Origin of the sequence: Streptomyces cyaneus (assembly GCF_004028635.1) — a bacterium.
GTDB classification, from domain to species: Bacteria; Actinomycetota; Actinomycetes; order Streptomycetales; family Streptomycetaceae; genus Streptomyces; species Streptomyces cyaneus.
In genome coordinates, this window is sequence record NZ_RQJW01000027.1 from 20,117 (window position 1) to 34,286 (window position 14,170).

Consider the following 14,170-nt stretch of genomic DNA (forward strand, 5'->3'; position numbering starts at 1 on the left):
CCGATCGGCTGATGCCTGTTCGAGCGCGACGGCCGATGTGCCGGAACCCGCCCCGCCGGGACCCTCGTGGCATGGCATCCACACCTGTCGTCGAAGTCAGCGGGCTGCGCAAGTCCTACAGCGGCCGGCCCGTGGTCGACGGCGTCTCCTTCGCCGTCGAGGAGGGCGAGATCTTCGGGATCCTCGGTCCGAACGGCGCCGGCAAGACCACCACGGTCGAGTGTGTCGAGGGACTGCGCGTCCCCGACGCGGGCCGGGTCCGGGTGACCGGCCTCGACCCCGTCGCCGACCACCAGGCCACCCGCCGGGTGCTCGGCGCGCAGCTCCAGGGGAGCGAGTTGCAGGCCAAGCTCACCGTCCGGGAGGCGCTGGAGCTGTACGCCGCCTTCTATCCGCGCCCGCTGGACTGGCGGCCGCTCGCCGAACGCCTCGGCCTGACCGCCAAGTCGACCACCCGGTTCGCCCAGCTCTCCGGCGGCCAGAAGCAGCGCCTGTTCATCGCGCTCGCCCTGATCGGCAACCCCCAGCATGCGGCCGGGGCCCGTAAACGGGGTGACCTGCAGAAAGAACCACCCGGCGGCGCATTCACCGAGCCCTCTGATCACGGGCTGGGACGTTCGCGCGGCGGGTTCACCACCAAGCTGCACCTGGCCGTCGAGCAGGGACAGAAGCCCATGTCCATCGTGATCACCGCTGGACAGCGCGGGGACTCGCCGCAGTTCGAACCCGTGCTGGAGAAGGTCCGCGTGCCCCGCATCGGGTCGGGCCGACCACGTGTGCGGCCCGATCGCGTGAGGGCTGACAAGGCGTACGCCTCCCGCAGAAACCGTGCCCACCTGCGCCGACGCGGCATCCGTTGCACCATCCCGGACAAGGCCGACCAGGCACGTAACCGCACGAGGCTGGGCTCTCGCGGCGGTCGGCCGCCCAGATTCGACGCCGAGGACTACAAGGCTCGGCATGCGGTCGAGTGCGGCATCAACCGACTTAAGTGACCAGCACCGTCGCAACGGCCCTCAGACGACGTCGAATTCGTTGCCCTCGGGGTCCTGCATGGCGGCGGCGTAGAGCCCCATGTCCGGCTCATCCTTGATCCGCAGCACGGTGGCACCAGCTTTGACCAGCCGTTCCACCGCAGCCTTGACCCGCTGTGTGCGGACGTCCAGTGGGACGTCACGGCCCCCACCGACCTTCAGGTCGAAGTGCCACCGGTTCTTGGCGACCTTCGCCTCCGGAACCTGCTGGAACCACACCCTCGGTCCACGTCCCGCGGGATCGATGATCGACTCCGGAATATCCCCGGCACCGGCCGGCAACTCTGCCTCGGGCACCCCCACCGCCGCCCAGTAAGCACGCCACGTGGCGTGCCCGCCCGGCGGAGGCTCAGGCACGTAGCCCAGGGCCTCGGCCCAGAAAGCCACCATTCTCTGCGGATCGGAGCAGTCGATCGTCAGCTGCACTGTCATCTCCATGCTTGGAGCATCCCAGGCAGGTCTGACAGACGATCCACTTTCACAACAGGCCCTACGCCGGGTACGGCAGCAGGGTGCCGGCGATCTTCTCCCAGGCCGCCTTCAGCTCGGCGAGCAACTCGGGCTTGTCGGGCGCGAGATCGGCCTGCTCGCGCTGGTCGGCGGCGAGGTCGTAGAGGTGGTCGGTGCCGTCGGCGTCCCGGTAGTACTTCCAGTCGCCGCGCCTGAGAGCCCGGTTGGCACGCACCCGCCAGAACAGGTCCCTCTCCGGCAGCGCCTCGCCCCGCAGCAGGTACCCGGCGAGGCTGGTGCCGTCCAGCGGAAACGCCGGGTCGGGCCGGGCGCCGCCCAGCTCCAGCAGGGTCGCCGTCCAGTCGGGGGTGAACAGCGGCTCGTGGCTGACCTGGTGGCCGTCGATGCGGGAGGGCCAGCGCACGAGGGTCGGCACCCGGATGCCGCCCTCCTGGAGCACGAACTTCTCGCCGCTCAGCGGCCACAGGTACGACCAGCGCTCACCGCCGTTGTCGCTCGCGAACACCACGACGGTGTCGTCCTCCTGCCCGGACCGGCGCAGCGCCCCGAGCACCTCCCCGACGGCGGCGTCGAGGCTCTGCACCATCTCCGTGTACTTCTCGACCGAGCCGCCGTCGTAGTGGTTGAGCGCCCTGCTCACCTCCGCCTGGGACTTGGCGGCGCGGATCTTCGCGGCGATCTCGGCGCCGGTCTCCTCGTCGCCCTCCGCGAGCCAGGGCCAGTGCGGGGTGGTGAAGTTGAGGTTCAGCAGCCACGGCTGCTCGTGGTCCCGACTCACGTACTCCACGGCCCGCTCGGTGAGGACCGTCGTGTAGTACCGCAGGTCCTTGTACTCCGCGTCGCCCTCGTAGAGGTCGTACGTGCCCAGCTGGCCGAGCTTGGAGAAGTACTCCAGCACGCCCCCGAAGTTGCCGAAGAACTCGTCCCAGCCCGACTTGGTGGGGCTGTAGTCGGGCAGCCAGCCGCAGTGCCACTTGCCGATGAGGGCGGTGGAGTAGCCCGCCTTCTTCAGGAGCGAGGCGAGTGTGGGGTGGTTCGGGTCCAGCCCCTGCGTCTTGTTGGCGATCGGCTCGGCGAGCCCGCCCGGCGTACGGCCCGGGTACCGCCCGGTGTACAGGCTGAACCGGGTCGGCGAGCAGGTCGCCGACCCGGAGTACGCGTTCGTGAACCGCACCCCCTGCCGGGCCAGCCGGTCCAGGTGCGGGGTCTTGATGTGCGGGGCGCCGTACGAGGACAGGTCGGCCCAGCCGAGGTCGTCGCCGAGGATGACGAGGATGTTGGGGCGCTTGCCGGAGGCGGCGGGGCGGGCCCTGAAGGGGCGCTCGGCGGGGGCGGCTTCGACGGCAGCGGCAGCTTCGGCGGCGGTGGTCGTACCGGCGACGGCGGTCACGGCACCACCGCCGACGAGACCACCGAAGGCACGGCGGGATATCTCAGGCATGCGCTTCAGTCGATCAGCGGGCCTGGCCCCGTGACCAGGAATCCGGCGCGGAGTTCATGGGACTGCAACGCTGCCTCAGCAAATCACCCCCCCCGCGAATCACCGTCGCCCATCACCCTCAGTCGAGCACCCGCAGCAGCAGTACGGCCCTTGCCGGCACCGTGATCGCCGCCCCCGCCCGGTGCTCCACTCCCGGCGCCTGCCCCTGCTCCTCCCGCGAGGTGTCGACGACCACCTCGTACCGCTCCGCCCACGGCGGCCCCGGCAGCACGAAGCTCACCGGCCGGTCCCCGGCGTGCAGGACGGCCAGGAAACTGTCGTCGAGGATCGGCGCCCCCCGCTCGTCCCGTCCCGGGATGTCCCGCCCGGACAAGTACATGCCCAGCGTGGCGGCGGGCGCGTACCAGTCCCGTTCGGTCATCTCCGTGCCGCGCAGGGTGAACCAGGCCAGGTCCCGCAGCCCGTCTGCCGAATGCGCCCGCCCGGAGAAGAAGGCGCGCCGGCGCAGCACGGGATGCCGGTGCCGCAGCTCGATCAGCCGGGAGGTCAGGTCGAACAGCGCCTTCCAGCCCGGTTGCTCCAGCAGCCCCCAGTCCAGCCAGCTGATCTCGTTGTCCTGGCAGTACGCGTTGTTGTTGCCCCGCTGGGTGCGCCCCAGCTCGTCACCCGCGACCAGCATCGGCACGCCCGTCGACAGCAACAGGGTCGTCAGCAGGTTCCGCAGCTGCCGCCGCCGCAGCGCCCGTACGCGCTCGTCGTCCGTCTCGCCCTCGGCCCCGCAGTTCCAGGACCGGTTGTCGTTCGACCCGTCCCGGTTGCCCTCCCCGTTCGCCTCGTTGTGCTTGCGCTCGTAGGACACCAGGTCCCGCAGCGTGAAACCGTCGTGCGCGGTCACGAAGTTGACGGAGGCGTAGGGCCTGCGCCCGCCCCACGCGTACAGGTCGCTCGACCCCGACAGGCGATAGCCCAGATCCCGTACGTCCGGCAGCGCGCCCCGCCAGAAGTCCCGTACGGCATTGCGGTAGCGGTCGTTCCACTCCGTCCACAGCGGTGGGAAGGCGCCCACCTGATAGCCGCCCGAGCCCACGTCCCACGGCTCGGCGATCAGCTTCACCCGCCGCAGCACCGGATCCTGCGCGATGACCGCGAGGAACGGCGACAGCATGTCGACGTCGTGCATGGAGCGGGCCAGCGCGGCGGCCAGATCGAACCGGAAACCGTCCACCCCCATCTCCGTCACCCAGTACCGCAGCGAGTCGGTGATGAGCCGCAGGACGTGCGGCTGGACGACGTGCAGTGTGTTGCCGCAGCCCGTGTAGTCCGCGTACCGGCGCGCATCCGACTGCAACCGGTAGTACCCGCGGTTGTCGATGCCCTTCAGCGACAGCGTCGGGCCCAGCTCGCCCGCCTCCGCCGTGTGGTTGTAGACGACGTCGAGGATGACCTCGATCCCGGCCGCGTGCAGGGCGCGGACCATCCGCTTGAACTCGCCGACCTGCTGACCGGTCGTACCGGAGGCGGCGTACGCGGCGTGCGGGGCGAAGTAGCCGATGGAGTTGTAGCCCCAGTAGTTGCGCAGGCCCTTGCGGAGCAGATGGTCCTCGTGCGCGAACTGGTGCACCGGCAGCAGTTCCACCGCCGTCACGCCCAGCTTGACGAGGTGCTCGACGGCGGCCGGGTGCGCCAGCCCGGCGTAGGTGCCCCGCAGCTCCTCGGGAATCCCCGGGTGCAGCTCGGTGAAGCCCCGCACATGTACCTCGTAGATCACCGAGTCGGCCCACGGCGTCTTCGGCCGGCGGTCGTCCGCCCAGTCGTCGTCATCGTGGACGACGACACCCTTCGGGACGTACGGCGCCGAGTCCCGGTCGTCGCGCACGGTGTCCGCGACATGCTGCTGGGGCCAGTCGCGGACATGCCCGTACACCTCGGGCGGCAGGCTGAAGTCGCCGTCCACCGCGCGCGCGTACGGGTCGAGGAGCAGCTTCGCCGGGTTCCAGCGGCCGCCGGTCCACGGGTCCCAGCGGCCGTGCACCCGGTAGCCGTAGCGCTGCCCCGGCATGACGCCCGGCACGAAGCCGTGCCATATCTCGTGCGTCAGTTCGGTCAGCTTGGCCCGAGTCTCCTTGCCCTCCTCGTCGAAGAGACACAGCTCGACGGCCTCCGCCCCGCCCGCCCACAGCGCGAAGTTGGTGCCCGCCACCCCGTCCGGGCCGACCCGGAAGCGGGCGCCGAGCGGCACGGGCGTGCCCGGCCATACGGGCACGGCAGGGGCCTTGCGCTGCGCGCCGTTCACGACGGCGGCCGGGCGCCCCTCCTCAGCGGGGACCGCCCCGGCCACCGCCTCCTGCTCGGCTGCGCTCGACACCTGTCGGCCTCCCACGGCTCAGGGACCACACGAATGTGGAAGGAGAGCCCCGGCGTCCCGTCCGCGGCTCCCCGTCGCGTCGTCCTCCCACATGTTCTGCCCACCGCATGGCTCGCACTCACGTTTCCCCAGGGCCGCCCCGGTCGTTGGGGTCTTCGTGAGGCACGTACAAGGGCGCGCGCGGCGCGCGGGGGCCGTGTTGGCCGCCGTACTGACATGGGCCGGCCTGCTGGCCGGGGTGACCGGCTGCACCTCGGACGGCGGCGGCGTCGACCAGATGCTGGGCAAACCGCCGGCGCCCGAGGACGTCATCCGGGTCCTGCCGGACGACCGCAGCAAGGGCGTACGCCCCGACGACAGGCTGCTCGTCCGGGTGCCGGGCGGCCACCTGGAGTCGGTGAAGGTCGTCAAGTCCCAGGACGCGCAGGAGTTCCCGGTGCCCGGGCACATCTCCAAGGACGGCCGGCGCTGGGAGCCCGTGGACCCCGGGCTCGCGCTGGCCGCCAAGTACACGATCGACGCCGTGGCCGTCGACGGCCAGGGGCGCCGCAGCGCACGGCACACGACCTTCACCACGTACGTCCCCGAAGAGCGGTTCATCGGATACGTCACCCCGGAGAACCGCTCCACCGTCGGCACCGGAATGATCGTCTCCCTGGAGTTCAACCGGGAGATCGAGAACCGGGCCGCCGTCGAACGCGCCGTCCAGGTCACCGCCGAGCCGGCCGTGGAGATCCGCCCGCACTGGTTCCACAAGTCCCGCCTCGACTTCCGCCCCGAGCACTACTGGAAGCCCGGCACCCAGGTCACCGTCGCACTGCGGCTGCGGGACGTCGAAGGCGCGCCCGGGGTGTACGGGCTGCAGTACAAGACGTTCTCCTTCACCGTCGGCCGCCACCAGGTCTCCCTCGTCGACGCGGCCGAGCACACCATGGAGGTACGGCGCGACGGCGAACTGCTCACCACGGTGCCGATCACGGCCGGCGCACCCAAGAACACGACGTACAACGGCAAGATGGTGGTCACCGAGATGCTCGAGCTGACCCGGATGAACGGCGCGACGGTCGGCTTCAAGAAGGCCAACGGCAAGAGCGAGTACGACATCCCGGACGTCCCCCACGCCATGCGCCTCACCGACTCCGGCACCTTCCTGCACGGCAACTACTGGGCGGACGCCTCCATCTTCGGACGGAGCAATGTCAGCCACGGGTGCGTGGGGCTCAGGGACGTCAAGGGCGGCGGGTCCGAGACGCCCGCGGGCTGGTTCTTCGACCGCAGCCTGATCGGGGACGTCGTCGAAGTCGTCCGCAGCAATGACAAAAAGGTCGCTCCTGACAATGGGCTCGGAGGATGGAATATGGGCTGGAAGGAGTGGAAGGCGGGGAGTGCGGTGAAGTAACAGGACAGGGGGGTGAGTTGCTCGACCAACCGGCTATCTGCCGATGTTGGAACGGAACGGTGACAATCGCGTGGCGCCGACGCAGATGACCTTGTGGTTAATATGCGCCGGTGCGCGCGGGAAACGCGCGGGGGCGCGGGCCTGACCAGGCCTGGGGAGGGGAGAACGACTTGAACGTGCGGCCGATATCGGGGGCGTCGGTTGACGCGCGCGGGAGGCGTGGACGCAAGGAGATGGCGGCACTGGCCGGGGTGCTGCTGCTCGCCGTCACCGCGTGCGGCGGGGGCGGTGGCTCGGACTCGGGGTCCGGTGACGGCAAGGGCAAGGACGCCGGCACGGCACAGACCAAGAAGTCGCAGGCGGTCGTGACCATAGCTCCGGGCGACGGAGCCAAGTCCGTCGAGACCAGCGGCGCGCTGAAGGTGACGGCGGCCAAGGGCAAGCTGACGGACGTCGAGGTCAAGGACGCCAAGGGCAACGCGATCGACGGCAAGATATCCGGCGACGGCGCCACCTGGACGCCGTCCACGCACCTCGCCGCCGCCACGGCGTACACGGTGCACGCGGTCGCCAAGGACGCCGAGGGCCTGGAGGCGGCCAAGGAGGCAGACTTCACCACCCTGACGCCGAAGAACACCTTCATCGGCACCTTCACGCCCGAGGACGGCTCCAAGGTCGGCGTCGGAATGCCGTTCTCGCTGCGCTTCACCCGGGGCATCACCAACCCCGAGGACGTCGAGAAGGCCATCACCATCAAGACCGAGCCGGCCGTCGAGGTCGCCGGCCACTGGTTCGGCAACGACCGCCTCGACTTCCGTCCCGAGAAGTACTGGAAGGCCGGCACGAAGGTCACCGTCGACCTCAACCTCGACGGTGTCGAGGGGCGCGACGGCGTCTACGGCGAGCAGGACAAGAAGATCTCCTTCACCATCGGCCGCAACCAGGTCTCGGTCGTCGACGTGAAGACCCAGAAGATGAAGGTCACGCAGGACGGCAAGGTCATCAAGACCATCCCCGTCACCACCGGCAAGCCCGGGTACGACACCTGGAACGGCCAGATGGTCATGACCGAGAAGTTCGTCGAGACCCGCATGAACGGCGACACCGTCGGCTACGACGGCGAGTACGACATCGACGACGTCCCGCACGCCACCCGCCTGACCGACTCCGGCACCTTCATCCACGGCAACTACTGGGGTGGCGGCGTCTTCGGCAACACCAACGCCAGCCACGGCTGCATCGGCCTGCGCGACGTCAAGGGCGCCTGGGACGGCGGCACGCCGGCCGCGTGGTTCTTCAACCACTCGATGATCGGCGACGTGGTGGTCGTGAAGAACTCCAACGACGCGACGGTCGCTCCCGACAACGGCCTGAACGGCTGGAACATGTCGTGGGAGAAGTGGAAGGCGTAGGCCTACGACGATCTGCGGCCCCGGAGCTGTGCCTCGATGTGAGGTACGGCACCGGGGCCGCAGCCGTTAGCCGCCGTGCTGTGCCTGCCTGGGGGACACCCCCCCCAGACACCCGGCCGGGTGTGACCGACGGCACCGGGGCCGTAGCCGTTAGCCCCCGTTAACCTGCTGGCATGACCGTGAATCTCGAAGTCGCCGAAGGCGTCGGCACCCTGCGTCTCGACCGCCCGCCCATGAACGCGCTGGACGTCGCCACCCAGGACAGGCTCAAGGAACTCGCCGAGGAGGCGGGCCGTCGTGACGACGTACGGGCCGTGGTGATCTACGGCGGGGAGAAGGTGTTCGCGGCAGGCGCGGACATCAAGGAGATGCAGGCCATGGACCACACGGCGATGGTCCTGCGCGCACGGGCCCTGCAGGAGTCGTTCACGGCGGTGGCCCGGATCCCGAAGCCGGTGGTGGCGGCCGTGACGGGCTACGCGCTCGGCGGCGGCTGCGAGTTGGCGCTGTGCGCGGACTACCGGATCGCCGGGGACAACGCCAAACTGGGCCAGCCGGAGATCCTGCTCGGTCTGATCCCGGGCGCGGGCGGCACCCAGCGGCTGGCCCGCCTGATCGGCCCGTCGAAGGCGAAGGACCTGATCTTCACGGGCCGTATGGTGAAGGCGGACGAGGCGCGGGAGCTGGGCCTGGTGGACCGCGTGGTGGCGCCGGACCAGGTCTACGCCGAGGCGCACGCCTGGGCGGCGAAGCTGGCGCAGGGTCCGGCGATCGCGCTGCGTGCGGCGAAGGAGTCGATCGACACGGGCCTGGAGACGGACATCGAGACGGGCCTTGCGGTCGAACGGGGCTGGTTCGCGGGGCTGTTCGCGACGGAGGACCGGGAGCGGGGGATGCGGAGCTTCGTGGAGGAGGGCCCGGGCAAGGCGAAGTTCCTCTGAGAGCCGGGAAAAGCCCGGTCTGAAACTCCGCCGAATCACTTGCAATTGACGGGATGTCTGATCCGGGTCCCTCGATGGGGCGGTTTATGGCAGCCTTAAGGCAACCTTAAGCGTGCCTTGTCGAGGGAGCCCGTCGATTGCCTCCAGCAGACCCTTCGTCGCAGGTCAGACGGGCTGCGAGCGACACCGAACTGCCTCTGTCATATGCCAACGGAGCCCTTCGGAATGGGGGATTCCGGGGGGTGTATTCCACGGGAACGGCCCCGGAGGGCCCTGTCGGCGGCCATGATGGGGGCATGGCGGGGCTGGAGGGTATCGAACAGCCGCGGGGACACAGCCGTGCAGCCGCGGCGCGCTGGTCGCCGGCGGCCGAGGACGAAGCTGCCTCCAAGGTGTTGGAGCTGTTCGGCAATCCCACGGAGGCGGAGGTTCCGCTCCCGTCCCGCCCCGAGTCCGCGGCGACGGCGCGGCGGCTGGCCCAGGTGGTGGTCCTGCGCCAGTGGGGCCTGACTCCGAAGATGACGGAGGACGCGGTCCTGCTCGTCTCGGAACTGGTCGGCAACGCCGTCCGCCACACCGGCGCCCGCGTCTTCGGCCTCCGCATGCGCCGCCGCCGAGGCTGGATCCGCATCGAGGTCCGCGACCCTTCCCGCGGCCTGCCCTGTCTGATGCCGGTCCAGGAGATGGACGTCAGCGGCCGAGGCCTGTTCCTGGTGGACAAACTCTCCGACCGCTGGGGCGTGGACCTGCTGCCGCGCGGCAAGACGACATGGTTCGAGATGCGGGTGGCGGACCGCTAGCGGAATGCAGCGGCGGTCACTCCCCGACGCGGGCCCAGGCATGCATGTCGGCCTGTCCCACCCTCGAGAACCAGGCCGCACCATCCCTAGCCCCCACCCACTCGCTGGGGGCTGTGCCTCGCGGCGCTGCCGGTCAATTCCCAGCGCCGGTCGGCACCATCCAGCCCGCCCGGGTCCGAGGACGAGCACGGCCATCCCCAGCCCCCGCGCCCACCCGCTGGGGGCTCTGCCGCGCGGAGCCGCCGGTCACTTCCCGGCGCTGGCCCAGGCAATTCAGCCCGCCCGGCATTCGAGGACGAGGCGCTCCACCATCCCGGCCCTCACCCACCCGCAGGGGGCTTCACCTCTCAGCGCCGGCCAGCATCATCCAGCCCGTCCGGCGTTCGAGGACGAGGCCATTGCCATCCCGAACCCCCACCCACTCGCTGGGGGCTGTGCCTGGCGGCGCTGACGGTCACTTCCCAGCGCCGGCCCAGGTATTTCAGCCCGTCCGGCGTTTGAGGACGAGGCCCCTTCAGGGCCGAAGCGGGGGTCTGGGGGCGGCAGCCCCCAGGAGGCGGGGTCGAAGGGGCGGCAGCCCCTGGAGGACGGGAAGGGTAGGGGCGGCGGGGGCGAAAACAACCCGGCGACGGCGACCCGCTCGAACCGCCCATCGGGTGAATCATGCGTTTTTCGACGCAATCCTCATTAAATGGTCCAGTGATCATACCGACCGATCCCCGCCGCACTGGAAGAACTGCCGATGAACCTCCTCCACCGCACCCTCCTCGCCGGCGCAGGCCTCCTCGCCCTCGCCGCCTGCGGCACCGAGTCCGCCAAGGACAAGACCCGGCCCGCCCCCGAGTCCCACGGCGGCACCCATGCCGCCACCCAGGCCGCCATCCCCGCCCCGGCGAAGAAGAAGACCGTCCAGGGACTGCCCGGCATGCCCCCCGTCCTGGACCCGAAGGACGTCTACGCCGCCGACCGCCCGAACAAGCTCTCCCCGGTCGTCAAGGACTTCCCGTCCCGCGTCTACGTCCCGAACACCGAGTCGGACACGGTCTCCGTCATCGACCCGAAGACGTACGAGATCATCGAGACGATCCCCGTCGGCCGCCAGCCCCAACACGTCGTCCCGTCCTGGGACCTGAAGACCCTCTGGGTCAACAACAACCGCGGCCACACCCTCACCCCCATCGACCCGAAGACCGGCAAGGCGGGCAAGGACGTCGAGGTCCACGACCCCTACAACCTCTACTTCACCCCCAACGGCAAGTACGCCGTCGTCATGGCCTCCCTCGACCGCGAACTCGTCTTCCGCGACCCCCACACCATGAAGCGGATCAAGACCGAGCCGGTCACCTGTTACGGCGTCAACCACGCCGACTTCTCCCTCGACGGCCGCTATTTCATCGTGTCCTGCGAGTTCAGCGGCGAACTGCTGAAGGTCGACACGGAGCGGATGAAGGTCGTCGGGCAGCAGAAACTCCCCTTCGACGGAGCCATGCCGCAGGACGTGAAGGTCTCCCCGGACGGCAAGAGGTTCTACATCGCCGACATGATGGCGGACGGCATGTGGGTCCTGGACGGCGACAAGTTCACCGAGCCCACGCTCCTGCCCACCGGCAAGGGCTGCCACGGCCTCTACGTCAGCCGCGACTCGCGCGAGATGTACGTCTCCAACCGAGGCGAGGGCTCCGTCTCCGTCTTCGACTTCACCCAGAACAGGCTCACCAAGAAGTGGCACCTCCCCGACGGCGGCAGCCCCGACATGGGCGGCGTCTCCGCCGACGGCAAGGTGCTGTGGCTGTCGGGGCGTTACGACTCCGAGGTGTACGCCATCGACACCCGCACCGGCCAGGAGCTCGCCCGCATCCCCGTCGGCAGCGGCCCGCACGGCCTCGCCGTCTACCCGCAGCCGGGCCGCTACTCCCTGGGCCACACCGGCATCTTCCGTTAGCCGAGACGTAGTTGACCCGCGGTCAGTGGACACGCCGCCGAACGGGTGACGTTCCACGACCCGCCGCCCCGGGCCCGGGATCGTGCTCTCCATGATCACAACTCGCCTGCGGCGGCGGGCCGCTGCCGCCGTCCTGTCCCTCTCGGCCGTCCTCGCGACGACGGCCGCAACGGCCCCCGAGACCGTCCCCACCTCGCCCCGCACGACCGTCGCCAAGGCCGCCGCCCCCGCCCCGGCCGCCTGTCCCGTCCAGTACGACGACAAGGTCAAGGCCGCCGCCGACCGCCGCGTCGACATCGACCGCATCACCCCCGACCCCGCGTGGCGCACCACCTGCGGCACGCTCTACCGGGCCGACGGCCGTGGCCCGAACATCGTCTTCGAGGAGGGCTTCAAGCCCAAGGACGTGGTGAACGGCCAGTACGACCTGGAGCAGTACGTCCTCGTCAACCAGCCCTCCCCGTACGTCTCCACGTCGTACGACCACGACCTGTACAAGACGTGGTGGAAGTCCGGCTGGAACTACTACATCGACGCCCCCGGCGGCATCGACGTCAACAAGACCATCGGCGACACCCACAAATGGGCCGACCAGGTCGAGGTCGCCTTCCCCGGCGGGATCGCCCGGAAGTACATCATCGGGGTCTGCCCGGTGAACAAGACGACCAAGGTCGAGATCATGAGCGGCTGCCAGAGCAACCCGCACTACGAGGCCTGGCACTGACGCCCTACCGGGCGTGCAGCAGTGCCTCCGCGCCCACCGGTCGGTAGCCGCCCGCCAGGAACGCCCGCATGCTGCGGGCGTTCCCCGGCGCGACCTGCGCCCACAGCGGCTCCGTGACCAGATGCCGGGCGGCGGTCACCAGCCGCCGCCCCAGCCCCCGATGCCGTACCGCGTCGTCCACCTCGACCGAGACCTCCAGCCGCCCGGCGACGCCGCGCCCCATCACCAGCACGCCGCCGTCCGCCGCCCATGCGCGCACGTCGTCGCGCCGCCGTCGGGCGTAGACGATCCGGGGGTGGTCGGCATCCTCGATCTCGGTCAGCGCGAGCGACGGCTCACCGGGCAACGCGGAGCCGACCAGCACCGCGTCCATGGTCTCGGCCGTACGTCCCGTCCGCTCCATGAGAGCCGCCAGGAAGCGCGGATTCATCGGCGCGGCCAGCCCGTCGCAGTCGACGTCGCGCAGTGCCGCGTACACCCACGCGGGATCCTCGTCGGTGAAGACGACGGAGTGCGCGGTGAAGGCGAGGACGCCCGAGTCGTGGTGCGACGGCTGCGGGACGACAGTCGTACGGCCGTCCGCAGGCGGGAAGACTCCCCGCGCCGCCGCGTCGAGAATGTCCCGCAAGGTCTCCGCCACGACCGCCCCTGTCCTGCTCCTTGAGTCTCCACCCACTGGAAGGCCCACACTCGCAGACATGATCGAAGACGGCACCGGACTTCTCACCATCGGCGAGCTGGCCCGGGCCACCGGACTGACCGTGCGCACCATCCGCTACTGGTCGGACGAGAGCGTGCTGCCCCCGGTGACCCGTTCCGCGGGCGGCTACCGGCTCTACGACGCCGAGTCCGTCGCCCGGCTGGAACTGATCCGCACTCTGCGCGAGCTGGGCCTGGGCCTGGACGACGTACGCAAGGTGCTGGCCGGGGAGGCGACGGTCGCGCAGGTCGCGGCCGCGCATGTGGTGGCGTTGGACGCGCAGATCCGGTCGCTGAAGGTGACCCGGGCCGTGCTGTCGACCGTGGCACGGCGCGGCTCGACCTCGGAGGAGATGACCTTGGTGAACAAACTGGCGCGGCTGTCGGCGGCCGAGCGAAGGCGGATCGTCGACGACTTCATGAGCGAGATCTTCGAGGGGCTCGATACGGCCGACCCCGACATCCGCGGCCGGCTGCGGTTCGTACCGGCGGAGCTGCCCGACGACCCCACGCCGGAGCAGGTGGACGCCTGGGTGGAACTGGCGGAAATGATCCAGGACCCGGACTTCCGCGCGCTGATGCGCAGGATGATCGAGTTCAATGCGGCGGACCGCGGGCCGGATGTCCCGGCGGGCACGTCCCTGTGGTTCATCAGCCGCCTGGTGCAGCTCGCAGCCGACGCACGGCGCCAGGGCATCGCTCCCGAGGCACCGGAGGCCGAGGAGGTGCTGCGGCAGCTGCTCGGCGACGCCGACCGGGCCGCCGTACTGGAGCGGCTGTCGGCGGCTTCGAGCTCACGGGTCGCCCGGTACCGGGAGCTGTGGGCCGTGGTGAAGGGCCTCGAACCCCAGCCGTCGTACGCCGAGGACTTCGCCTGGGTGGTCGCCGCGCTGCAGGCGCGGCCGGGCGGTTAGTCTGACCTGCGGCAGCACGCCAGCAAGA

Annotated in this window: 12 protein-coding genes; 8 read left to right on the top strand and 4 right to left on the bottom strand. The window is 70.1% G+C overall.

What is annotated here, in order from left to right:
* The first annotated feature begins 71 nt into the window (after positions 1–71).
* Complete coding sequence (locus EHO50_RS45530) at positions 72–995, top strand: ATP-binding cassette domain-containing protein (protein WP_246101838.1); 924 nt, start codon at positions 72–74, stop codon at positions 993–995.
* A gap of 21 nt (positions 996–1,016) precedes the next feature.
* Here the strand turns inward: EHO50_RS45530 and EHO50_RS43115 are convergent, their stop codons facing one another.
* The 3 genes from EHO50_RS43115 to glgX form a co-directional block, all read right to left on the bottom strand.
* Positions 1,017–1,472, bottom strand: a complete 456-nt coding sequence (locus tag EHO50_RS43115; RefSeq protein WP_128437355.1) for a VOC family protein — start codon at positions 1,470–1,472, stop codon at positions 1,017–1,019.
* A 52-nt stretch (positions 1,473–1,524) separates the two neighbouring features.
* Entirely contained in the window at positions 1,525–2,946 is a 1,422-nt protein-coding gene (locus EHO50_RS43120; RefSeq protein ID WP_128437356.1) for a sulfatase family protein, read from the bottom strand.
* A 118-nt stretch (positions 2,947–3,064) separates the two neighbouring features.
* The gene (gene glgX / locus EHO50_RS43125) at positions 3,065–5,311 is read right to left on the bottom strand and encodes a glycogen debranching protein GlgX (protein WP_128437357.1); all 2,247 of its coding nucleotides are present in this window, start codon (positions 5,309–5,311) and stop codon (positions 3,065–3,067) included.
* 157 nt (positions 5,312–5,468) lie between these two features.
* On the opposite strand from glgX, the gene EHO50_RS43130 reads away from it, so the two are divergent.
* The 6 genes from EHO50_RS43130 to EHO50_RS43155 all read left to right on the top strand — a co-directional run bounded on the left by EHO50_RS43130 (position 5,469) and on the right by EHO50_RS43155 (position 12,529).
* Positions 5,469–6,710, top strand: coding sequence for a L,D-transpeptidase (locus EHO50_RS43130; protein WP_128437358.1), 1,242 nt, complete (start codon positions 5,469–5,471; stop codon positions 6,708–6,710).
* 170 nt (positions 6,711–6,880) lie between these two features.
* A complete protein-coding gene (locus EHO50_RS43135) occupies positions 6,881–8,122 on the top strand; it encodes a L,D-transpeptidase (RefSeq protein ID WP_181449804.1) in 1,242 nt (413 codons plus the stop codon).
* A 173-nt stretch (positions 8,123–8,295) separates the two neighbouring features.
* Entirely contained in the window at positions 8,296–9,063 is a 768-nt protein-coding gene (locus EHO50_RS43140) for an enoyl-CoA hydratase/isomerase family protein (RefSeq protein ID WP_128437360.1), read from the top strand.
* A gap of 296 nt (positions 9,064–9,359) precedes the next feature.
* The gene (locus EHO50_RS43145; RefSeq protein WP_128437361.1) at positions 9,360–9,863 is read left to right on the top strand and encodes an ATP-binding protein; all 504 of its coding nucleotides are present in this window, start codon (positions 9,360–9,362) and stop codon (positions 9,861–9,863) included.
* Between the two features lie 742 nt (positions 9,864–10,605).
* The gene (locus EHO50_RS43150; protein ID WP_181449805.1) at positions 10,606–11,805 is read left to right on the top strand and encodes a YncE family protein; all 1,200 of its coding nucleotides are present in this window, start codon (positions 10,606–10,608) and stop codon (positions 11,803–11,805) included.
* A gap of 91 nt (positions 11,806–11,896) precedes the next feature.
* Positions 11,897–12,529, top strand: a complete 633-nt coding sequence (locus EHO50_RS43155) for an ADP-ribosyltransferase (RefSeq protein ID WP_128437363.1) — start codon at positions 11,897–11,899, stop codon at positions 12,527–12,529.
* Positions 12,530–12,533: 4 nt separating this feature from the next.
* On the opposite strand, the gene EHO50_RS43160 is transcribed toward EHO50_RS43155, so the two are convergent.
* Positions 12,534–13,169, bottom strand: coding sequence for a GNAT family N-acetyltransferase (locus tag EHO50_RS43160; protein WP_128437364.1), 636 nt, complete (start codon positions 13,167–13,169; stop codon positions 12,534–12,536).
* A 58-nt stretch (positions 13,170–13,227) separates the two neighbouring features.
* Here EHO50_RS43160 and EHO50_RS43165 point away from each other — a divergent pair, with 58 nt between their 5' ends.
* Positions 13,228–14,142, top strand: coding sequence for a helix-turn-helix domain-containing protein (locus tag EHO50_RS43165; protein WP_128437365.1), 915 nt, complete (start codon positions 13,228–13,230; stop codon positions 14,140–14,142).
* Positions 14,143–14,170: the final 28 nt, after the last annotated feature.

Excerpts from the sequence above, each read along its gene's own strand:
- EHO50_RS43115 (WP_128437355.1), bottom strand. The coding sequence starts at position 1,472 with ATGGAGATGACAGTGCAGCTGACGATCGACTGCTCCGATCCGCAGAGA.
- EHO50_RS43155 (WP_128437363.1), top strand. The coding sequence starts at position 11,897 with ATGATCACAACTCGCCTGCGGCGGCGGGCCGCTGCCGCCGTCCTGTCC.
- EHO50_RS45530 (WP_246101838.1), top strand. The coding sequence starts at position 72 with ATGGCATCCACACCTGTCGTCGAAGTCAGCGGGCTGCGCAAGTCCTAC.
- EHO50_RS43150 (WP_181449805.1), top strand. The coding sequence starts at position 10,606 with ATGAACCTCCTCCACCGCACCCTCCTCGCCGGCGCAGGCCTCCTCGCC.
- EHO50_RS43120 (WP_128437356.1), bottom strand. The coding sequence starts at position 2,946 with ATGCCTGAGATATCCCGCCGTGCCTTCGGTGGTCTCGTCGGCGGTGGT.
- EHO50_RS43165 (WP_128437365.1), top strand. The coding sequence starts at position 13,228 with ATGATCGAAGACGGCACCGGACTTCTCACCATCGGCGAGCTGGCCCGG.
- EHO50_RS43145 (WP_128437361.1), top strand. The coding sequence starts at position 9,360 with ATGGCGGGGCTGGAGGGTATCGAACAGCCGCGGGGACACAGCCGTGCA.
- EHO50_RS43140 (WP_128437360.1), top strand. The coding sequence starts at position 8,296 with ATGACCGTGAATCTCGAAGTCGCCGAAGGCGTCGGCACCCTGCGTCTC.